The sequence below is a fragment of the Patescibacteria group bacterium genome, from assembly GCA_041664365.1.
Lineage (GTDB): Bacteria > Patescibacteriota > Patescibacteriia > UM-FILTER-42-10 > UM-FILTER-42-10 > JAHJEX01.
On record JBAYKW010000001.1, the window covers coordinates 322,527 to 345,929 of the forward strand.

Annotated in this window: 23 protein-coding genes; 20 read left to right on the forward strand and 3 right to left on the reverse strand. The window is 34.1% G+C overall.

Translation table 11 applies throughout. The features are described 5' to 3' along the window. Position 1: 1 nt before the first annotated feature. Genes WCW66_01710 through WCW66_01720 form a run of 3 tightly spaced genes read right to left on the reverse strand, consistent with a single transcriptional unit; the run spans position 2 to position 2,538 of the window. The gene (locus tag WCW66_01710; GenBank protein MFA6391458.1) at positions 2-1,453 is read right to left on the reverse strand and encodes a hypothetical protein; all 1,452 of its coding nucleotides are present in this window, start codon (positions 1,451-1,453) and stop codon (positions 2-4) included. Continuing rightward, positions 1,443-1,691 carry a hypothetical protein gene (locus WCW66_01715; protein MFA6391459.1) on the reverse strand — a complete coding sequence of 83 codons (249 nt, stop codon included), beginning with the start codon at positions 1,689-1,691 and terminating at the stop codon, positions 1,443-1,445. Before WCW66_01715 ends, WCW66_01710 begins: the two co-directional genes overlap by 11 nt. Beyond that, positions 1,681-2,538, reverse strand: coding sequence for a hypothetical protein (locus WCW66_01720; GenBank protein ID MFA6391460.1), 858 nt, complete (start codon positions 2,536-2,538; stop codon positions 1,681-1,683). The genes WCW66_01715 and WCW66_01720 overlap by 11 nt, the downstream gene beginning before the upstream one ends. A gap of 214 nt (positions 2,539-2,752) precedes the next feature. Between WCW66_01720 and WCW66_01725 the strand changes: the two genes are divergently transcribed. From WCW66_01725 to WCW66_01820, 20 genes are all read left to right on the forward strand, one after another. After that, positions 2,753-3,937, forward strand: a complete 1,185-nt coding sequence (locus WCW66_01725) for a glycine C-acetyltransferase (GenBank protein MFA6391461.1) — start codon at positions 2,753-2,755, stop codon at positions 3,935-3,937. 195 nt (positions 3,938-4,132) lie between these two features. After that, a complete protein-coding gene (gene gmd / locus WCW66_01730; GenBank protein MFA6391462.1) occupies positions 4,133-5,167 on the forward strand; it encodes a GDP-mannose 4,6-dehydratase in 1,035 nt (344 codons plus the stop codon). Next, positions 5,151-5,624, forward strand: coding sequence for an NUDIX domain-containing protein (locus WCW66_01735; protein ID MFA6391463.1), 474 nt, complete (start codon positions 5,151-5,153; stop codon positions 5,622-5,624). The genes gmd and WCW66_01735 overlap by 17 nt, the downstream gene beginning before the upstream one ends. After that, positions 5,621-6,784: an aminotransferase class V-fold PLP-dependent enzyme gene (locus WCW66_01740; protein MFA6391464.1), complete on the forward strand. Its 1,164-nt coding sequence runs from the start codon at positions 5,621-5,623 to the stop codon at positions 6,782-6,784. The genes WCW66_01735 and WCW66_01740 overlap by 4 nt, the downstream gene beginning before the upstream one ends. A 2-nt stretch (positions 6,785-6,786) precedes the next feature. After that, complete coding sequence (locus WCW66_01745; protein MFA6391465.1) at positions 6,787-7,647, forward strand: hypothetical protein; 861 nt, start codon at positions 6,787-6,789, stop codon at positions 7,645-7,647. 19 nt (positions 7,648-7,666) lie between these two features. Further along, complete coding sequence (locus WCW66_01750) at positions 7,667-8,647, forward strand: NAD-dependent epimerase/dehydratase family protein (protein ID MFA6391466.1); 981 nt, start codon at positions 7,667-7,669, stop codon at positions 8,645-8,647. A gap of 119 nt (positions 8,648-8,766) precedes the next feature. Continuing rightward, positions 8,767-9,621, forward strand: a complete 855-nt coding sequence (locus WCW66_01755; GenBank protein MFA6391467.1) for a glycosyltransferase — start codon at positions 8,767-8,769, stop codon at positions 9,619-9,621. A gap of 141 nt (positions 9,622-9,762) precedes the next feature. After that, positions 9,763-10,539, forward strand: coding sequence for a class I SAM-dependent methyltransferase (locus WCW66_01760; GenBank protein MFA6391468.1), 777 nt, complete (start codon positions 9,763-9,765; stop codon positions 10,537-10,539). A 143-nt stretch (positions 10,540-10,682) separates the two neighbouring features. After that, positions 10,683-11,591: a glycosyltransferase family 10 gene (locus WCW66_01765; protein MFA6391469.1), complete on the forward strand. Its 909-nt coding sequence runs from the start codon at positions 10,683-10,685 to the stop codon at positions 11,589-11,591. Between the two features lie 46 nt (positions 11,592-11,637). After that, positions 11,638-13,188 carry an oligosaccharide flippase family protein gene (locus WCW66_01770; protein MFA6391470.1) on the forward strand — a complete coding sequence of 517 codons (1,551 nt, stop codon included), beginning with the start codon at positions 11,638-11,640 and terminating at the stop codon, positions 13,186-13,188. Positions 13,189-13,212: 24 nt separating this feature from the next. Further along, on the forward strand, positions 13,213-14,223 hold the full coding sequence (locus WCW66_01775; protein MFA6391471.1) for a glycosyltransferase: 1,011 nt from the start codon (positions 13,213-13,215) through the stop codon (positions 14,221-14,223). Positions 14,224-14,384: 161 nt separating this feature from the next. Beyond that, positions 14,385-14,786: a DUF1616 domain-containing protein gene (locus tag WCW66_01780; GenBank protein ID MFA6391472.1), complete on the forward strand. Its 402-nt coding sequence runs from the start codon at positions 14,385-14,387 to the stop codon at positions 14,784-14,786. Between the two features lie 57 nt (positions 14,787-14,843). Next, on the forward strand, positions 14,844-15,683 hold the full coding sequence (locus WCW66_01785) for an ABC transporter permease (protein ID MFA6391473.1): 840 nt from the start codon (positions 14,844-14,846) through the stop codon (positions 15,681-15,683). Positions 15,684-15,687: 4 nt separating this feature from the next. Beyond that, complete coding sequence (locus tag WCW66_01790) at positions 15,688-16,959, forward strand: ABC transporter ATP-binding protein (protein MFA6391474.1); 1,272 nt, start codon at positions 15,688-15,690, stop codon at positions 16,957-16,959. Positions 16,960-17,119: 160 nt separating this feature from the next. Then, a complete protein-coding gene (locus WCW66_01795; protein MFA6391475.1) occupies positions 17,120-17,752 on the forward strand; it encodes a CmcI family methyltransferase in 633 nt (210 codons plus the stop codon). A gap of 6 nt (positions 17,753-17,758) precedes the next feature. Continuing rightward, entirely contained in the window at positions 17,759-18,460 is a 702-nt protein-coding gene (locus WCW66_01800) for a class I SAM-dependent methyltransferase (GenBank protein ID MFA6391476.1), read from the forward strand. A 1-nt stretch (position 18,461) separates the two neighbouring features. Further along, a complete protein-coding gene (locus WCW66_01805) occupies positions 18,462-19,397 on the forward strand; it encodes a glycosyltransferase family 2 protein (protein MFA6391477.1) in 936 nt (311 codons plus the stop codon). Between the two features lie 71 nt (positions 19,398-19,468). Next, entirely contained in the window at positions 19,469-21,445 is a 1,977-nt protein-coding gene (locus tag WCW66_01810; protein ID MFA6391478.1) for a glycosyltransferase family A protein, read from the forward strand. Positions 21,446-21,469: 24 nt separating this feature from the next. Further along, positions 21,470-22,465, forward strand: a complete 996-nt coding sequence (locus WCW66_01815; protein MFA6391479.1) for a glycosyltransferase family 10 — start codon at positions 21,470-21,472, stop codon at positions 22,463-22,465. Beyond that, positions 22,462-23,391 carry a glycosyltransferase gene (locus WCW66_01820; protein ID MFA6391480.1) on the forward strand — a complete coding sequence of 310 codons (930 nt, stop codon included), beginning with the start codon at positions 22,462-22,464 and terminating at the stop codon, positions 23,389-23,391. Before WCW66_01815 ends, WCW66_01820 begins: the two co-directional genes overlap by 4 nt. Positions 23,392-23,403 lie beyond the last annotated feature (12 nt).

A 23,403-nucleotide genomic window follows, 5' to 3' on the forward strand; every position in this document is an offset into this window, starting at 1 on the left:
ATTATTTTCTCAGGGTTACTTTTATCTGGTTTATCCTAACGTCCTTGAAATTCCCGATACAGGGAATTGAAAACTTAAACTTGACGCGGTCATTTTCTACATACAAATCGCTGATCCTAAATGTTTTTGCATAAATTCCGGAATCACTGTAAGTTGCCTCCGGCTTATAATAACTTGAAAGCAAATAATCAAAATCGGGGTCTTTTTTGCAAACCGGGTCCTCCAAATCAATTACTTTGAATCTACTGGTTAGATTTTCTATATTCTCGATACTAGTACTGGCTATACCATCAAACTCCATTACCAGATCACTTTTTGGAATCTCAACATTTCTTACTCCGGTTTTTGTTTTCGACGCGTAATATTTATTCAGTTTTTCTATCTCAACTTCCTTATCATCGACGAAAACCGTTTGTAGTCCCGTATCATGAGCCGTTTTAAAAACTATATTATTATTTACAAAGAAAGAAGATGAAATATTATCATCATCCAGCGACAATCGCCCCTTAAATGCCATGTATTTCTGTTTGGTAGTAATTTTGGCAATATTGGTGTTATTTCCCGTCTCGATTTTTATTGTATATACCCCGGCCGGCAGATTTTCGCGTGTGATATGAATCATTTTGGAATAATCCGCGCCAAATACATTTACGAGCTTTGAATCCGGAAATTCTTCTACCAATTCCGAATCACGCAAAAGTTTTACATTTACCGGGTTTATGGATTTTGCCGTACTTCTTTGTTTAAAATAGAATTCATAGTCAAGTTTTTCATTTTCAATATAGGTGATTATCTCGTGCGATCCACGCAGGATTGTATCAGTTGTATGTTCAATATTTTCCGGATGATAATCAACCAATCGGGTCAGATTATTGGAATTCACTTGATAAAGTGCTACCGTGCTTTCTTTTGGTATCCTGTTCAAAACATCTGATAATATTTCCTTTCCTTGATTGATCGAAATACTATTTCTTTTATTCACTGCCTTTGGGTTTCTGAACAAAGACATATTATCCTCCGTTACTATCAGATTTTCCGATCCTAAATCTGACACATATCTATTCTCAAGTGTTTCAAACCGGTATTGTGCTGTATCTTCAAAATTATAGGGTGTTCCGAATTGGACAATCTGGGCATTACCGCTTTCGTAATTCAGTTCCAGATCAATATATTTTGCTTTGAACGGCAAGTTTACATAAAAAGACACAGGGGCTTCTTTAATTTCCTGGTAATATTCACCGGTATTTTCATCTTCTTTTATCACTCCTGTATTTCCGGCAGCTGTAACTTCAGAAATGATAACTCCGGGCTTTTTAAATGCATATGTTTCACTCAGTTCTCCAAACAATATAAATCGCTTATTGAATGCAAACACCAAAATAATGACCGGAACCAAAACCAAAAGTATTCTTACAACCCTTAAAATTACTTTGTATTTATTTTTATTTATCATCCGATATTAGAGTATTTTTGACTGAGCCCCTATTATTTGTATATGTTACTGTAAAAACCAACCCGCTGATCAAGGCTACAATCAGAGGTATTTTGATATTGATTATCATTTCCAGAAATTCACCGGTAAACGTGTTAATAAGCAATAACATAATGTATGCAGAAACAGAAAATAAAAATACAAACATACTTGCCTTCATCAATAAATCATACAAATCGGCATTTTTATTAATAATCATTTTTTACCTTTTCAATTATTTTGTCTATAAAATATTCCGCTGTTCTTGGAAGATCACTGATCGTAATCATAGGATTGCTATAGGTTATCCGGATCTCCCTGACTTCTATCGAACCTTCACTTTTTCGAAGCCCTGGTGCGCTTATTCTGAATCTAATGACTCCCCTTTCATTTTGATACAATTCGCCTGCATTAAACGTAATTTTCTTAACCAACCAACCATTTTCACCCACAGGTGATGAATAATCCGTAATAATGTATTTTAAAGAATCTAAAGATGATGAAGTGCCCAATTTTACTGAATTTTTACCCAAATCATAATCGAATTGTCCCACAACTTCGCTTTCCAGACTGTTATTATCAAAATCTTTTTTAAAATCGGCAATACTCTGATAAACATCTTCTTTCTGATATAGAATAACGTTTCCGTGCTGAATTTTTTTCCATTCTAAATTATCAATGAGTTTATTCTGAAGCGATTGATCGCGGTAGCCATCGGCATCATTTATATTCGCACCGATATTTAAATCAATCTGATTTTCATTCTTATATACGATTTCCACAGTCACGTCTTCATACCATAGCGGACCATTCGCGTTGAAATATACCGAATCATCTTTTATTTTTTGAGACCAGACCCCGCCGTTTTCCTCAGGCGGAAGCAACCTTTGCCATGGCTCTAAATGAGAAATATATTCAGAATCCTCGCCAAAACTGTAGGCCACTTCAAATTTACCGGATGCCGTAAAAAAATGAATAAAAATAGTGTAAAACAATAAGAAAGTTAATACAACAGTCACTCCCTTAACAATCCATAATAGAATTACGAATAAGTTTTTATTGCTCATAACAGCTGTTATTTTACTAATTTTGATGCTCTAAGTCAACTTATATGTTTTCCAAACATTGATGATTATTTACATTGTGATTTTCAATTCACTTGGTATATGTTAATATGTAACTTGAATTTGTTAATATTTTTTGGTATTTTTCATTCTACTTCCAAGATTGTAGCTTTATTTCATTTATACATAAGTTAATATTTTATTAAAAAACAATTATATGGACAACAATACAAAAAATAGTTTTTTAGAAGAAATCCAGACAATCAAAAGTAATAATCTTTATAAAAACGAGCGGGTTTTGGAGACACCTCAAGGCGCACAGATTGAAGTTAAGGGTAAAAAACTTTTAAATTTTTGCGCAAACAACTACCTGGGTCTTTCCAATAATCCGGATGTGATTTCGGCAGCGAAAGATGCCCTGGATCAATGGGGCTACGGATTATCATCCGTACGGTTTATTTGCGGCACGCAAACGATCCATAAAACACTGGAAAATAAATTGTCGGAGTTTCTCGGTACAGAAGATACGATACTGTATTCCTCCTGTTTTGATGCCAATACCGGTCTATTTGAAACGATTACTTCAAATGAAGATGTGATTATTTCTGATGAACTTAACCATGCCAGTATTATTGACGGCGTACGTCTCTCTAAAGCAGAAAGAAAAATATTCCGGCACATGGATATGGCGGATTTAGAGGAAAAACTAAGTGAAAGCAAGGATTTCCGTAGAAAAGTGATAGCTACGGACGGCGTATTCAGCATGGACGGACATATTGCGGATATTAAATCCATCTGTGATCTGGCGGAAAAATACGGGGCGCTAGTTGTCGTTGATGATTCTCATGCATCAGGATTTATAGGTAAAACCGGCAAAGGAACTCCGGAACACTATAATGTTTCCGAAAAAGTTGATTTAGTTACCGGGACACTTGGCAAAGCCCTGGGGGGTTCGTCCGGCGGATTTGTGTCGGGTCGCAAGGAAATCATTGAACTCCTGCGCCAGCGTTCCAGAACGTATCTTTTTTCCAATTCTCTCTCCCCGCTTGTAACGGCGACATCTATTGCAATCTTGGATATTATCGAAAAAAATCCCTCATTCCGTGAAAATGTTATGGATAATGCAAAATATTTCCGAACCGAAATGACCAGAATTGGGTTTGATATTAAGGAAGGTATTCATCCGATCGTTCCGATCATGCTGAATGAATCAGAATTGGCCCAAAAAATGGCGGAAGATCTGCTTCAGGAAGGAATTTACGTAATCGGGTTCTACTATCCTGTCGTGCCACAAGGTAAAGCCAGAATCAGAGTACAAATATCTGCAGCACACAGTAAGGCGGACTTGGATAAGGCCATTTCAGCTTTTGAGAAGATTGGGAAGAAATACGAGATTATATAAAGTATCAAATTGCCGGTCATTTCAACTTCTTCACTGATAAATCAATTTGCATCTAAATTTAAGCACCAATATGATTCCACTTGAAAAAGCGGTCAATTTATATTATGATATAGAAGATATTTTGGGCAATAATAGGCATTTTAACTTATTATCGAATACCTTTTAGATTAACCATTGAATAAATAAAAGTAACTTATGAAAAAAGCACTAATTACTGGCATAACAGGACAAGACGGCTCATATTTAGCAGAATTTCTGCTTGATAAGGGATATGAAGTACACGGCATTATCCGACGTGCATCAACTTTTAATACTAAACGAATTGATCATATTTTTCAGGATCCACACGCAAAGAATCAAAAGCTATTTCTTCATTACGGCGATTTAACAGATTCCTCCAATTTAGCTAGGCTTATCGAAAAAATTGTGCCGGATGAACTGTATAATTTGGGAGCACAAAGCCATGTTAAAGCCAGCTTTGAAATCCCGGAATATACTGGTGATGCAGATGCACTTGGTGTTACGCGTTTATTCGAGGCAATCCGCGAAACAAGAGTAAATACAAAATTCTATCAGGCTTCTTCAAGCGAAATGTTCGGTAAAGTGTTAGAGATACCACAAAAAGAAACAACTCCCTTTTACCCACGCAGTCCATACGGAGTAGCTAAGGTGTATGCATATTGGATGACGGTCAATTATCGTGAGAGTTACGGATTATTCGCCTGTAACGGTATTTTATTCAACCACGAATCCCCCCGCCGAGGAGAAACATTCGTCACCAGAAAAATCACCCGTGCACTGGCAAGAATCAAGTTGGGTATGGATAAAAAATTATATCTCGGCAATTTAGATGCTAAAAGAGATTGGGGATACGCCAAGGATTATGTCGAAGCCATGTGGATGATGCTTCAACAAGAAAAACCCGATGACTATGTGATTGCAACCGGAGAAAATCATTCTGTAAGGGAATTTGTGGAAATCGCAGGAAAATTACTTGGGTTTGATATTCAATGGACAGGTAAAGGATTAGAGGAAAAAGGAATTGATGCAAAAACCGGCGAAACCATAATTGAGATAGATCCCCACTATTTTCGACCAGCAGAAGTTGATCTTTTGATCGGCGACCCCAGTAAAGCAGAAAAGATTCTCGGTTGGAAGCCAAAAGTTAAATTCCAAGACCTTATTAAACTAATGACAGAAGCTGATTTTGAGAATGAGAAAAAAAGATAATAGTAATAGTTGGATAGCGGACAACAAATATAAAGAATTCATGGAAGAACTTCCTATTTGCACTGTTGATATACTTTTTTTTAATCATAATAAACAAAGTGTTCTACTCTTAAAAAGAGTAAATAAACCGCTTAAAAACGCGTACTTTTCTCCCGGTGGTCGGATGATAAAAAATGAAACATTTGAAGATTGTGCGGTCCGACAGGCAAAAACTGAATTAGGCTTAAAGATAGATAAGAAAAAACTGGTTTTTGGCGGAGTAATTAATGAGATCCACAAGGAATCCATTTATCCGAAAACCAATTATCATTGCGTTAATGTTTATTTCGGCTATGTCCTAACTAAAACAAAAATCAAACTTGATTCACAGCATAGCTCCGCAGAATGGTTTTTAGTCGGGAACAAAAAACTGCATCCATTAATTAAAGCAAAAATTAAATCTTTTATAAAAATATGATTAAACTTATCAAATCAAGTTTCTATAATGAGGCTAAAACCAAAAATGCACTCGTTAAGTTCATAAAAAAGGCGCCGATTTTCAGCATGAACAAAGAATGCAAAAAGTTTGAAATACAATTTGCCAAAAAGCAGAAAAGAAAACATGCACTTTTTGTCAGTAGTGGAAGCATGGCAAACCTTGTTTTAATACAAGCACTCATAAATTTAGGTAAACTGAAAAAAAACGACGTAGTAGGCGTTTCCGCATTGACCTGGCCGACAAATATTATGCCGCTCATACAACTGGGCCTTGGAACGAAACTGATTGATTGTGAACTGGAAACATTGAACATCTCCCCTACCCAGCTTAAACAGCATATCGGCAGCATTAAAGCATTATTCATTACCAATGTACTTGGTCTTAGTGACAGACTGGATAAAATACGGCAGATTTGCAAGCAGAATAATATTCTACTGATTGAAGACAACTGTGAATCACTTGGCTCTGTGACTGCCGGAAGGCTTCTGGGTAACTTTGGGCTGGCTTCGACATTTTCTTTCTTTGTCGGACACCACATGTCGACAATCGAAGGTGGTATGATCTGCACTGATGATGACGAATTATTCGACATGTTAACCATGGTTCGGGCGCACGGCTGGGATAGGAATTTGCCGGAAAAATCCAAGCAGAAATTACGTAAACTACACAAAGTTAACGACTTTTTTGCCTTATATACATTTTATACACTTGCCTACAATGCAAGACCGACTGAAATAAATGGCTTTATCGGAAATAAGCAACTGCCATATCTGGATAAAATAGTTTCCACAAGAGCGCGTAACTTCAAATCATTCCATCAAATAGCTTCCCAGAACTCCGATATTATTCCGCTCAAACTTGATCACATGGATGTGATATCAAATTTTGCTATGCCTATTATCTTTCGAGATGAAAAAACTTTTCAAATGTACCGGGAAAGATTTATTAAGCATAAAGTAGAAGTCCGCCCGATCATTGCCGGTGACATGGCTATCCAGCCTTTTTACCGAAAGTATGCAAAAAAACAGGCTTCCTGCCCGAACTCACTGATTGTCCACCACTATGGTTTTTATTTTGGTAATAATCCGGAACTGACAAAAAAAGAAATCGCTCTTATCTGCAAATTATTAAAGAAATAATAATGGGCATTGAATCAAAGAATCCGGAAGATATCGATGCAAAAATTCCGGAAGTGGAAGTTCAGCAGGAAAGACGCGAACAAGAACAGTTTTCCGATTTGTCCATTTTTACCACTACCATGTACGGAACTGATGAGATTTCCCGTGTCAGGCAAGAATTAGCCGTAAACTTTCTAAAAAATGCACAGGCGCTTGGAATAAAATGTGTAGTAGTGGACGGCGGTTCCAATCAGGAATTTTTAGATGAGATCAGTCAATTTGATAATATAGAAATTGTCGTCGACCCAACACTTAAAATGGGTGAAAGCCGGAGAACAGCATTACAGATTGCAATAGAAAAATATGCCACACCGTATTTTTTGTGGTCTGAACCGGAAAAGGACGGATTGATTCAAATGGAAACACTTAAAGCCATGATCGATGGATTAAGAACCGGTCAGTCGGACATTATTGTTCCGAGGAGAGCATCAACAGAATCCATGCCAAAATTCCAAGCCTGGATAGAGGCACGGGCCAATAAAAGAGCAAGCGGGCTAAAAGGACCAAAGCCAGATGAAGCGGAAGAGATATTGGATCTATGGTTTGGCCCGAAAATGTTTAATCGAGATGGCGCGGAGTCATTTATTAACTATCAGGGAGAACTAGATAAATGGGATTCCATAATTAAGCCGGTACTCGATGCGGCGCAGGCAGGGAAAAGAATCTCTTCAGTGGATGTGGATTATCAATACGACCCCTCACAGACTAAATCAGAAGAGCAAAACAGAGAAATCAAAAGAAAAAGAATGGAACAATACGCTACAATTTTGAAAGAGCTGGGAGACAAATATTGGATTGAAAAACTAGCTCCAAAAGAAGAATAATATAATTAGCCCTATAAATATGACATCATCATTTTGGCAGGACAAGAAAGTATTCGTAACAGGCGGAGCCGGATTTATTGGCAGTCATCTGGTTGAAATGCTGGTTGCTCAAGGAAGTGTAGTAACTGTCCCGATCCGTTCAGAGGATTCCAATATCGACTTTCTAGCTGGAATTAAAGATAAAATTCATATTGTTATTGTTGATCTGATGAACTTCGATAATGTTGTTTCTGCTACAAAAAACCAGGATATCGTGATGAATCTGGCGGCTAAGGTCGGCGGAATTGAATATAATATAAAAAATCCCGCTTCTATCTTCAGAGATAACGTACAAATATTTTTAAACGTAATTGAAGCATGCCGTCTGAATAATGTAGAACGTTTATTGGTAACAAGCTCTGCCTGTGTCTATCCGAGGTTTTGTACTATCCCTACTCCGGAAGAAGAAGGGTTTAAAGATATGCCCGAACCGACAAATGACGGCTATGGATTCGCCAAGCGTGTTGAGGAATTTTTAGGCCAAAAATATGCAAAGCAGTATGGAATGAAGATTGCCATTGCCCGTCCGTACAATGCATTTGGTCCCCGTGACAATTTCAACCCGGAATCTTCCCATGTTATACCAGCACTCATTAAAAAAGTACTGGATGCGCCTGACGGCAGTACTGTTGAAGTTTGGGGTAACGGGAAGCAAAGTCGTGCCTTTCTCTATGTTGAAGACTTCGCCCGAGGATTGATGGAAATAACAGAAAAATATGCTGTGGCAGACGTGTTGAATATAGGAACAAACAAAGAAACCACAATTGAAGATTTGGTTAATTTGATTGTTAAGCTGTCAAACAAACAAGTTAAAATCCATTTCGATGCCACCAAACCGACCGGACAGCCAAGACGCAACTGTGATAACCGTAAAGCAAAAGAAAAGATTGCTTTCGAGGCGAATATTTCTTTGTCAGATGGTTTGAAACGGACTATTGATTGGTATATTCAGAACAAGTAATCAATTAGTATTATGTAATGGGGATGTGTTGGATTTTTTTTATTTTGGATATTGCATAATAATTGCAAAGATAAGCAATTGATACGCATCACTATCCTTCTAATTATGAAAACTCATACTTGCAAGATTTAAAATCACAACTTATGGATGGCACTAAAATAATTTCAATTATTCTACCAAATTTTAATGGTGGAAATAATTTAAGAGAATCAATTGAAAGTTTTACAAACCAAAAATCAGATTCTTGCGAACTTATAATTGTTGACAGCAAATCAAGCGATAATTCACACCAGATAATTGAAGAGTTTACTAAAAAATACCCAAGCATCAGATGGATCAAAGAAACTGATAGCGGTATTTCTGATGCCATAAACATTGGGCTTCGACACGCAAAAGGATCATATATTGGATATTTGGGGAGCGATGACAGACTTGTTGCCGACATATTGGGAGTAGTTATTAGCTATACAAAATTGGTTGATGCAGATAGTTTTTATTTCGATTCATACTTTTATAACCCATTTGAGAAATTGTGTCAGTATAGACGTTGTCCGGCACTGGAGTTCACTCGTGAAAATTTATATAAATACGGTACAATCGTCGGTTTGCAAAACATATTTCTACATAAAAGAATTTTTGCTAATTATAAATTCAATTCAAATAATAAATATTCCATGGATTATGAATTATTTTTAGAAATGACGACTCATGCAGGAGTTCATATGTACATACCGCAACCGTCGAGTATTAATCTTTTTGGTGGTAATATTTCTCAGCATTTAAAAGAACAACAGTTTTATGAATCAATCCAAGTTTCGTTACGTAATGCAAAAACAAAAAAAGAAAAATATTATACTTTTCTGCGTTTTATTAAAGTTCATCCGAGAATAAAATTTTTTTGGCCCATCCGACGCTTCTGTGTAAGAATATTTAACAAGACATCGTACCAACAGAGTTTGAAAAATAAGTTATAAATAGCAAACAGTATATGATATTCACACACATTATCGGCAACTCAGCAATCAAATTTTTCAATTGATTCTAACAAAATATTTTATCAAACAATTCCTAAAAACGATCATACAGTATTAGAAAGATAAATTTAACGACTTAATATGTCACAGAAGCCCATTTATTCAAACATCTATAAAATCAAATACATTTTTAAATCTCTGATTACAGGTAAAAAGACTGAGGATGATTTCGATTGGAATTTATATCCGAAACACTACAGCGGTGAGCTTAAGGAAGTTGAAAAAGATCATACAACAATCATTAAAGCGAATGATTACGCCTTAGATAATGGCCGACTTTCTCTCAAAAGTAACATTCTACCCTTACACCCAAATCATTTATTACTGTACGAAACAATACTTCAACTTTCCCCCTCAACTGCCCTTGAAGTTGGTTGTGGCGGTGGTGACCATTTACATAATTTAAAAATTCTACAACCGAGTCTAACACTTTTTGGTGAAGATTTATCAGAAAAACAGATTAAATTACTACACAAACGGCATCCGGATTTAGACGCAGCTATAAAACAACATGACATTCTATCATCTTCGTTGCTAGATTGGCCCCCTATTGATATTGTTTTTACACAGGCAGTAATTATGCATATCAGAACTGAAGATAATCATTTGATTGCACTGTCTAATTTATTTAAAATGGCCACCAAACAGGTTGTTTTAATGGAGAATTGGACCAAACATAATTTTGTTGAAGACATTCTCTTACTGAAACAAGAAGGTAAAATACCATGGCCTGAACTTTATCTTTATTCCCGACCGCATCCTATTACAGAAAGACCGCATATTCTAATTGCATCTGCTTTACCGCTGGAAGGTTATACAAAAGTACTGCATGATGAACATTTCCGCCAAAATTCCTGATGATATGCTTACTTAATATATAGAAAAATCCGTACTCATCGTAATAAAACAAATTAGATTCCAGCGCTGTTTAAGTAATAAGAATAATCATGATAAATATAAAAGTTACCAATCCATATAGCCCCAATAATCTCAATAGGCAAATGCCTAAACAAGGAACTGATTGGGGTAAATGCAGGTTTTTTGTCAATCAAGATATCAAGGAATGTGATTATTGGATTGTTTTAAATAATGTAAATAAAGAAGAAAGGGTCAATTGTCCATCCGAGAATACTATCCTTTTCGCTCTGGAACCGTCATCAATACAAAAGTACAAACCTGCTTTTTTAAATCAGTTTTCGAAAGTTGTCACAGCACAAAAAAATATTAAACACAAAGATGTTGTTAACACTCTCACAACTCTTTTTTGGCACTTTAATAAAACTTACGATGATTTAGCTGAAACGCATCTTGTAAAAAAAACAAAGCTCATCTCCATTATTACTTCCAATAAAGCTTTGTCAAAGGGCCATAGAAAACGTCTCCAATTTGCTTATCGGCTAAAAGAATATTTTGGCGATTCAATAGATCTGTTCGGTCGTGGTATCCGCCCCTTTGATGATAAGTGGGAGGTTTTGGCGCCTTATAAATTTACAGTATCTATTGAAAATGAGTGGGAATCCGATTGGATAACGGAAAAATTAACCGATTGCTTCTTAACCTATACATTCCCCCTTTATTACGGCTGTCCAAATGCTGAAGAATATTTTCACCCTGATTCATTCGTAAGGATTGATATAGACAATTTTGACCAATCAATAAAAGTTATTGAAAATATTTTATCAAATGCACAATATTATCAAGATCATTTGAATGCATTAAAAATATCCAGAGATCAAGTATTAAATAAATATAATTTTTTTCCACTTGTAGCCAATAATGTAATTTCTTTAAATTCAAAGGAACAAACAAAGAAAGAAATTACTATTCTCCCGGAAAAACTATTTACCAATAATCTGGACCATTTGAAAAAAATCATTGGCTCAGTAAATAAATTCAAAAATAGAATATAAATAATTCTTTTTCTTCTCAAATAGTCTGAAACTAATTAGCACAAAATTGGATAAAAACTACACTCACGACATAGCAAAATCAACATTCTGGACCACCGGCAGTTTTATTATTACCTCTATTATTGGATTTGTCTCTTCTATCATTTTGGTCCGTTATTTGGGTATCGACCAATTTGGCGTATTCAATTACTTCATTTGGGTGATTGCCACCTTCTCGCTTCTGGCTAATCCGGGCCTTGGACAGGCAATATTAAAATATATTCCACAATACTATTTCAGCCTGAATCCCAACCAAAAAGTCCTTTGGAAAAAAATGTTTAATTATTTCCTGGTGGTGCAGATTATCATTTTGATTGTCATCCTTGCCTTACTATTTATCAACTCCGGACTTGCCACTAAATATTTAATCAAGTTCCAATCTCAAGAACAGGATAAATTATTTTTATATGCGCTGATTGCCTTGATTCCGATAATTTTAAATAATTTTCTATTAAGCGTACTACGGGCCATCCAAAAATTCAAGATTTTAGCAATTTTCAAAATTATTACACAGATCATCTGGTTGGGTGGTATTTTCTATATTTTTAAAACCCACGCCTCGTTATTTACTTTAATAATATTTTACATATTTTTTAATCTTTTTTCTCTTATTACGTCGGTTTGGTGCCTGCGATCCATTTATCGCCTCAATATTCCTCCTCCACAAAACATTGAAACCTTGCCTTGGAAAAATATTATTCGCTATTCTGCTTGGGGATTTATAAACTTGTTTTTTGTATCGATAGTCTGGGATAAATCAGAACTATTTTTCTTAGGGATTTACAGCAATAATCAACAAATCGCAATTTATTCACTGGCATATTCCCTGGCTTTATATATTACATTGATTTTCAGCCCTCTGATAACGGTAATCAATAATACAACTGCCGAGTTGATTGGAACGAAGCAACAGGATAAGCTACATTTTTTATCCCAACATTTAACAAAATATTTGGGTATTATTGTTATTCCGATTTCAATACTATTTATTATGTACATCAATAAAATTATTCTTCTCTTTTACGGCCAAGACTTTATATCCGCCGGAATAATTTTCCCCCTCGTTATCTTTTCTCAAATTGTTCCACTTATTTTTAATCCTGTTTCAACCATCCCTTCATTAAGCAACGATATCCGGAAAATTGTTTACATTGGTTTTGCAGCCGCTTTGCTAAACATCACGCTTGATCTGTTACTTATCCCCCCTTTTCAGGCTCTTGGCGCCACTATCGCGAATAGTTTTGCTCAATTACTGGGTATGATATTGGCCTTTGTTCTGATCAGAAAGTATAAGTTAAAATTTTTCACAAAATATTTTATCCATGTCTTAGTAATAAATCTTCTTTTCTTTTTAACACTAGTAATTATCAGGTTGCTGTTTCATCAGCTGATCCTTCAAATTGTATTTGATTTATCCACAGTTTGTTTATATGTCATATTTATTCTGCGTTATGCTCTAAATCGACGTGATTACGATATTTTTCTTAATCTGCAACAAATTACGCCAAAATATCTAAAACCAATAATACAGACATTCCTTAATAAAATGAACTATTAATACATATATCTCTAATAAATTATTATGAACAAACCAATAATTACTGTTCTACTGCCCGTATACAATGGGGAGAAATATATCAAGGAAGCAATAGAAAGCATTCTGAATCAGAAATTTACTAATTTTGAATTACTGATAATCGATGATTGCTCAACTGATCGAAGTGGCAGAATAATCCAAGATTTCAAAGATCCTCGGATTCGTTTTTTTTCCAACAAGAATAATCTTGGTCTAATTAAAACGCTTAATACTGGCATATCACTAGCACAAGGCGAATACATTGCCAGAATGGATCAAGATGACGTATCACTCCCCCACCGCCTGGAAAAACAGATTGCTTTTCTGGATGCTCATTCTGAAATAGGAGTTTGCGGTACTGGCTTTAGAATAATTGACCAAGAAGGTACACTAAAAAATGAAATTCATTTTCCTAACCGACCATTATTATTCAGCTGGAAACTGCATTTTTTCTCCCCACTTGCCCATCCCACAGTCATGATGAGAACATCACTAGTAAAAGAGATGGGCGGTTACAATACAAAGGCAACATATTACGAAGATTATGATTTGTGGATAAGGCTGAATTCAATAACAAAGTTAACTAATTTGGATGATATATTATTTCACCTGCGTAAACATGATGAAAATACCAGCCAAATCCATCTTGATCAACAAGTAAATAGTTCTATTAAACTTTGCCGGGAATTGATATCAAAAACATTAAATAATTATGTATCTATCGATATTGTTCGACAACTTTATTTGAAAAATGCGTCTGATGTAAATAGTGTAATTCAAATCAATAAAATAATTTGCAAATTATATAAGGCATTTATTCAAACAAATAAGGTTGGAAAGAATGATCTTAAACTAATCAAAAGTGACGTCGCGCTTCGATTATTCATACTCTCTGTCCGCTTTTGGTATAATACCCGAATCTGGAAGATTTTTTATACAATTATAATTTTTGATCCTTGGTTTGTTTTAAAAGGGACTAAATATTTGTTTATGAAATTATCAAACAATAGATATTAAGCCAGTATTGACAAAAATTCTTTAAATTACTATGGTATTTTCAAAAAAGCATATTTGTGTTACAGTATAACCTGAATTTCAAGTAATTTCTTTAATTATTTACTCGCGTTATCAACTATTACGATGCTAAGAGTAAGTTGGATTTAGATATAGAACATTTTATGAATATTAAGAAATATTATAATAATAACTGGCTAAAATATTCAATTCTTGCTTTATTTTTGTTGCTCGCATTTACTTTCCTATTAAGTATTCGATATAGCGTTTCGCGGTCATTTCAGGTGGTTTTCGGATCGATTTATTTATTATTTCTACCCGGATTCGTCTGGAGTTGGGTTTTTTGGAAAAAACAGGATGAAATTGACTTTATTGAAAGAATAATCATATCTTTGGTATTATCAATTACTATTGTTCCTCTTGCAGTTTTTATCCTTAATAAATTCGGGATAAGAATCAATACATTTAATTCAGGTATAGAAATTTTAGGCATAATATTATTTGGAATTATTGTAAAATATTCTTCAACAAAATTACAACAAAAAAAACGTTTTGCTAAATTATAATCATGTCAGAAAAATCATACAAATCAATTAAATTTTTTTGTTAATAGAAATAATCTCATGAAACAATTGGAATCTAAAAACATGATCATAATCAAACCCCAAAAAGGCTGGGTGGGTATTAATTTGAAGGAACTGTTCTCATACAGAGAACTATTTTATATTTTTGCCTGGAGGGATATTAAAGTTCGTTATAAGCAGACCATAATCGGTATTACTTGGGCGATATTACAACCATTTTTATTAATGGTCGTGTTTTCTGTCTTTTTTGGAAATCTAGCAAAAATGCCCTCAGACGGAGTGCCTTATCCTATATTTGTCTTTTCAGGATTGCTTTTTTGGAATTATTTCTCAGTTTCGTTAACAGGTGCAAGTGATGCACTAGTTGCCAATGAAAATGTAGTAAAAAAAATATATTTCCCTCGGCTACTTCTCCCTCTTTCATCAACTATTACACCATTGATTGATTTTGCCCTTGCACTAGTTATATTAATTGGTCTAATGATCTATTTTCATTTTACACCCACAATTACCGGTATTATATTATTTCCATTTTTAATTTTGCTTTCCTTTCTTTCCGCTGCCGGTCTGGGATCTTTACTAGCTGCAATTAATGTTAGATACCGAGATATCCGCTACGCGCTCCCATTTTTTATTCAGACCTTATTTTTTCTGACTCCCGTTATTTATCCGACTACTCTTATAGGGGAAAAATATCAGTGGCTCTTAGCTCTGAATCCGATGACCGGAATTATTGAAACTGCCAGAACAGGAATTATTGGTGATAAAGAAATTGATTTTGTTCTATTGGGGATTTCTGCAGTGATTGCCGTATCATTATTTGTATTTGGTATATTTTATTTTAGGAAAACAGAGCGAGTATTCGCTGACTTAGCATAAATTTATGAATGACCCAATAATTGAAGTAAATAATCTATCAAAGAAATATATCATATCTCGTAATCTCCCTTACGAAACTTTACGCGATACTGTTACGGATTTAGCTAAAAAGCCATTTCGATTATTGCGAGGACAAAAGAAAACTAAAAAAGAAGAATTTTGGGCACTCAAGGATGTAAATTTTTCCATAAATCAAGGAGAGCGAATTGGTATTATTGGCAGAAATGGTGCAGGTAAAAGCACCTTATTAAAAATTCTTTCACAGATTACTCATCCTACAAGCGGTGAAATAAAGTTGCGTGGTAAAGTAGCAAGTTTATTAGAGGTTGGCACAGGTTTTCATCCGGAACTCACCGGGAGAGAAAATATTTTTTTGAACGGGGCAATCTTAGGTATGAAGCAATCGGAAATAAGGAAAAAATTTGATGAAATTGTAGCATTTGCAGAAATTGAAAAATTTATAGATACCCCTGTAAAACGCTATTCGAGCGGGATGTATGTCCGTTTAGCATTTGCAGTTGCGGCTCATCTTGAACCCGATATTTTAATTGTTGATGAAGTTTTAGCAGTCGGAGATTCCCAGTTTCAAAAAAAATGTATCGGTAAAATGGAAGAAGTAGGTCGAGGAGGACGAACAGTAATTTTTGTAAGTCATAACATGGATGCTATTACACGTTTATGTAATACTGTTATTTATTTAGTCGATGGCAAAATCAAATATTTTGGCCCGACTGAACAAGCAATTGCCACATATTTCAAATCAGATTCGGGAAATACTTCAAGACGCACGTGGTCTGATATAAACAAGGCACCTAGTGACAATTTTGTACGTCTTTTAAGTGTAAGTGTGCATACCGAAAACAACAAAATTTCCGAAAGTTTTGATATTAGAAATAAAATTGGGATTTCAATGGATTATGAAGTTTTAGAAGAAGGTTGTATTTTTACGGAAGGTTGTAATTTATTTAATGCGCAGGGGGTTAATATATTTGATTCTCACGACGTAACATCTGATTTGAGGATATTGCCACGCCACAGGGGTTACTATTCTTCAACCATGTGGATACCTGGCAACTTTCTTTCTGAGGGAATGCACACGGTTGGTGTTGCAATATTAAAACACGATCCCTTCACCGTACACATACAAGAAACAAACGCAGTCGCTTTTAATGTTATTGACGATATCGAAGGTGGTTCGGCAAGAGGAAATTATGGTGGCAGTTTTCCGGGGGCAGTTAGACCACTTCTGCAATGGAACACTGTCAGAATTAAGTAGGTTAATTAGATGCGAATAAAATCTGGGAGACTGATAGTAATAAATATTATTTAGTTGACATTCACCGATCTGAATATCTTAGGGTTCTGTATATTTATGGATGCTGGCTTGAGTAATTAGTTTCAATCGTAAAATTATATTAACATTATTTATCTTTCATATGAAGTTTGTAAATAAAAATAGCGAGGAAGTAAAATTCGATACCAATTCAATTTGTGCAGGTCATCATAATATTACTTATCGAGGTGTTAAAGCAATTCGTTGCCCTTTTGACTATGTTTTATATCAGATGATTTTACATGAAATAAAACCTGATCTTGTTATTGAAATAGGAACCAATATTGGTGGTGGTGCTTTATATATTGCCGATATCTTAGATGTCATCGGAAAAGGAATAGTTCATACAATTGACATACAAAAACAATCAGATGATTTATTGCAGGACCACAAAAGAATTCGTCTATTCACCGAAGGATGGGAAAAATATGATCTAAAAGAAGCTGAAGGGTTTAATACTGTTTTAGTAATTGAAGATGCTTCGCACATTTACGAAGATACTCTGAATTCAATCAAAAAGTTTGCGCCACTTGTATCCCAAAATTCATATCTGATTGTTGAAGATGGGATTGTTAATGAGTTGGGAATGTCAAAAGAATATCATGGCGGTCCATTGAAAGCTATAAATGAATTTATGAAAAGTAACGATAATTTTGTTATTGATCGTAAATGGTGTGATTTCTTCGGAAAAAATGCCACCTTTAATGTTAACGGCTATTTAAAAAAGATAAAATAATCTATTATGCTTATTAAAAACATTCTTAGAAAAATATATTTCAAATTTTTCAATAAACCTGCCGCAAGCGGAGAACTTGAAGGAAATGGTGAAAGAGTTGATATTAAATACCAAAAAGATGCTCAATTTGATAAATTTGATTTATATCAAAAATCTCATTATCGTCGTTATGAATTTGCCAGAGATTACATAACTACGGGTTCTGTCTGTGGTGATTTTGCATGCGGGACGGGCTATGGTTCGATGATGCTTGCTGAAAAATCCCAAAAAGTAATTGGAGTTGATTTGAATTCAGAGGTAATTGAAAAAATAAAAGAAAGATATGCAAACGTAAAAAATGTTGAATTTATCAATTCGAATCTTTTAGACCTTAAATACTCACTTGAATTTGACTCGATTATTTCATTTGAGACTATTGAACATTTGATGGAAGATGATATTGTCAAACTTCTAAATATTTACCATAAGGCATTGAAACTTGGCGGTAAATTAATTTTCTCAACACCTTACATGCAAGAAAGAAGCGAAAACGCAATAAAACTTGGCTTCCATCAAACCTTCTATATTAATGAAGAAAAAATTATGCAATGGCTGAAAGCAACCGGTTTTACTATAGAATGTTTCAAGTATCAAAATTATCAAACACACTTAATTCAAGAAACTCTTGGCCATAAAGATTTTATCATTAGTGTCGCCAAGAAAAATTAATATGTCATTACCAAAAGTCTCAATTTGCATTCCTGCTTACAAACAGATAAAGTTTTTACGAAAAAATCTTGAGTCAATAAAATCGCAAACCTATCAGGATTATGAAATTATATTAACGGATGATTCACCGAATAATGACGTTAAGAATTTAGTGGAATTATTTGATTTTCAAGGTAAGTTGAGATATTATAAAAATTTAAAAACTTTAGGATCACCGGAAAATTGGAATGAAGCAATCCGGTATGCCACCGGAGAATACATTAAAATACTGCACCATGATGATTGGTTTAAAAATAAAAACAGTTTATCAGAATTTGTAAAGATGCTGGATGAAAATCCAAATGCTGATTTTGCATTTTGCCCTTCCTTTGTTCAATATGCTAAAGACGGCCGAACTAGGATACATGATATTTCATTTGAACAGCGTATCTCATTAAAAACAGAGCCAACTTCCCTTTTTTATGGAAATATCATCGGCTCACCAAGTGCTACGATACATCGCCGTAAAGTAAATATACTATTCGATAAGAATTTAAAATGGACTGTTGATTTTGATTTCTATATCAGCATTCTTAATAAGAACAGTCATTTTGCTTTCAATCCACAACCGTTAATTGTAAACATTACCGAAGCAGAGCACAATGTCACTAATGATTGTATATATAATAAGCAAGCTGATATTTTTGAATACTTTTATGTTTATAACAAAATCCGAAATGTCATCCCTACAACACGGAAGAAAAAGTATGTAGCAATGTTGAGTGACATAGTAGCTCACTACCGAGTAAAATCCATAAAAGAGATTCGGGATTGTGGCTATCAGAATGACGTGCCAAGATTTGTTAGCTTTCTAATTTTTTTAAACAACTTTCTACCGACTACTGTTATTAAATATTGCATTGCAAAATACGATCGTAGTCACAAGGCAGTTATGTAAGTAAATTAATTTATTATCTGAGTAACATATTATTAGCACAAATATGTTTCTAATAAATTGCATATGAACAAATGATCATCCATAATTCTGTTCAAAATAAATCATTTATCGACGTTATTATACCTGTATACAACGGGCAGGATTTTATCATTCAGGCAATTCAATCAGTTGAAAAGCAAACTTACCCGCCTAATAAAATTATTATTATTGATGACGGTTCAACAGACGACACGGCCAATTTCATTAATAGTCATCGAGGAATAATTCCTATTCAATATATTAAAAAAGAACATGGCGGTCTTAGTTCGGCTCGAAACAAAGGAATCCAGAATTCCACGAACGAGTATATTGCTTTTTTAGATGCAGACGATGAGTGGTATCCCAACAAGCTTGAAGAGCAAATAAAACTATTTCATAACAAAACAAACGAAAATCTTGGGGTTGTGTACTGCCAATACGATATTATAAATGAGGCTGGACATTTAACAGATAAGTACTATATACAGCAAGCTGATCCTCTCCTCCGGGGGGGTATATTTAAAAAACTTCTTCCATTAAATAAAATAACCGGCAGTGCAAGTGGTGTTTTAGTTAAAAGAGAATGCTTTGATAAGACTAGTTTATTTGATGAAAAAATGACCGCATATGAAGATTGGGATATGTGGCTTCGTTTGGCAGAATACTACGAATTTGATTTTGTCAATATTAATTTAGTAAAAATTCGTCGGTACAGCAAAAATATGCAAAATGATAAATTGCATATGTTTTCTAATGCGCTTACTTTTTACAATAAATGGATATTAATTTTACCAGAAAAAATAAACATTCCACGTATTTGGGCAGAAATAATTATCGAAAAAGTATTAACAAGATTACCAAGAGTAGATTTTATTAAATTATTAAACAAACATTTATCGAAATCATCCCGAAAAAAATTAATAAAGCTTGCAATTTGTGATCTTAAAGTGTATCTTTTAAAACAATTTATTTCAATCCCCTATTATATGCTTATAAATATTGCCGGACCAATAAAAAATATTACCGTTCGCTTTATATCATCATTATTTAATCGATGCGGTCGATTACCTATATATATTTTCGATAGATTACAAAAATTTGTCTGGCGGTATTTTCCACCCCACGTATTAAAAAGCAATCCAGGGAAGGAATCATTTATCTTCACTGAAATATATGGATGCGCCAAAATTGGAAAAATCGCTTTGGATTCTTTTTCTGTTCATCATCCTAATACTACCGTTCACATATTTGGAACACCAAATGATTTCAATCAAATAGAAAAACGTACCAATTTTATTTTTCATGATATTAGTGCTGAAAAATTAATAATCCATAATTTTAATTATGGTCATTTGGGAACAGCAAGTTTATGGGCAAAAGTTATTTTGGATCGAAAAGAAAAATATATCATTCATTTTGACAGTGACGTAATTTTCCGAGACAGGGTTTTTGATGATATAATCAAAAAATTAATAGAGGGTTACAGTATTGTCGGCCCAATAAGAAATTATAAACATAACCCAAATAATCGTGATGATATACGACATTTACCAGATCTCACTCAAACCCTTTGCTTTGGCTTTGATCGCGAAAAAATTACGGGATATAACTATAAAACGTTAACAAAAATGTGCCAAGGAGGTTACAACCCGCTTGGCCACCCAGTCATAGATTTTTTTGATCCTGTTATGTTTGATATATTGCATAATAGAGGAACTGTCTATCATCTAAATCAAGATGAATTTGGGGGATGTGATTTCTATGGAAAACGAGTAAATAAATATCCTGCAATTAACGCTTTAATAGATTTTGGCAATCGGTTAGCACATTTTGCTGCAGTAGGATCAGGGATGTATTATTTTAACAATAAAGATAAAATATTAGACAATATACCAAAATCATATGTTAATTTCGCGATTGAGAAATACGCAATATTTTGTAAAATATTCTATAATGAAGATCTAAATATTACTTACGATAAAGACAAATATCAACCGCTATTATCGATTAAGGACTGGTATAATAAATAAGCAAACAATGATAAACCAGTATAAATGAAAAAATACCTCCTATGCCCCTTTGGTGATTATGACTTAAACAATAAGGTTTTTGAAAGTCCTTATGGAATTTTGCGTGATTTGCTTTTACAAAAAGATATTTCTCTAGATACTTATGATTTGGGAAATATTGAGACTGCCGATGCAATTCTCTTTTTCAATCATCATGAAGAATTACTGAGAAAGTGTGAAGCGAGTGGCGTGAAGAAAGAACGACTGATACTCTTTCTCTTTGAGCCTGAAGTTGTTATACCAAAACAATATAGTAAAATAATATTGAATCGTTATGGAAAGATATTTACTTATCGAGATGATTTAATAGATAATCATTTGTTTTTTAAACTGCGATACCCTCAAGGCCAACAATTGCTACCAACTCTTACGACTTTTGCTGAACGTAAATTTCTCACATTCATGAACGCAAACAAATATAGCTATGTAGATAATGAGATTTATTCCTTTCGAAGGCAAGCTATCCGCTACTTTGATAACATTAACTTTCAGTTTGATATTTACGGACCGGGATGGAATGACAATAGTATATTCAACTGGCGTTATCTGGTGACAGCAATAAAAGCAGCCAAGGTAGGACAATACTTAAAAGATGCGTATGACGGATTGCATCACTACCAGAGTTACCGAGGTACAGTAGATGATAAATATTCTACTTTAGCACAATATAAATTTGTCTTATGTTTTGAAAATGAAAAAAATGTTGAGGGCTGGATTTCTGAAAAAATATTTGATTGTTTATTTACTGGTGCTATCCCCATTTATTTAGGTGCCAGCAATATAGAAAAATATGTCCCCTCTGAATGTTTCATTGATATGCGCCAATTTAAAAGCTTTTCCGATCTTAACGACAATCTTTCCAAAATTGACGAACCTCAATTTTTAAAATATCAAAATGCTGGACAAGATTTTATTCGAAGTTCTGTATTTGAGCAGTGGCAACCAAAAGGCGTATTTGAAGAAATCATAAAAGCTCTATGATTAATCCACCCATTATTAGCGTAATTCTACCAGTTTACAATGGCGAAAAATATCTACGTGAATCCATTGAAAGTATTCGCAACCAAACTTTTACAGCTTGGGAACTAATTATTGTGAATGACGGATCGAGCGACAAAAGTGCCATAATTGCTCAGGCAATGTCTTCAGATGATCCCCGTATTAAATATTTTGAACATAGTCAAAACAAAGGACTTCCCAACACTCTAAACACCGGATTACAAAAAGTAAGTGGAAAATATATTGCACGCATGGACCAAGATGATATTTCTCTTCCAGATCGTTTTGAAAGACAGTATCACTTTCTTGAGCAAAACCCGGATATTTTTCTCGTTGGTGGCGGATATGCACCTTTTAATAATCAAGGACATCGAATTGATATTTTTCATCCAGAATCTAGTTTGGAAATTGCCTGGAAGTTTATTACCAATACATATTTTTGTCATCCATCGGTTATGTTTCGAAAAGAAATTATCAACAAAATAGGTGAATATCCAAATACCGGCGCAGAAGATTTTGCCTTTTTCTCTAAAATAGTACACAAATATAAATGTACAAACCTAAAAAGAATTGTAATCCAATATCGTGAACACCCTGAAAATCTGTCACACCAAACAAAGGACAAAATCCTAGCAAGCGTAAAGGAAACCTTTCATGAAAACTTTATTTTTTATACGAATTGTTTATGCAACGCGGATATTTTCTACCGCTACCAGTCAGAAAATAAGCTTACAATTAAAAATCTACTGAAAATTAATCGTATCAACCACATCATAATTAAGAAAATACAAAAGCAATACCAGTTACCATATTTCAGTAAAGAATATTTTATGCTTGTTTTGTTAATTCAAATTAAAAATATTCGATCTTTAATTAATAACTTGCTTACTTATAGGAATATTGACTAATTTTTCAAATTA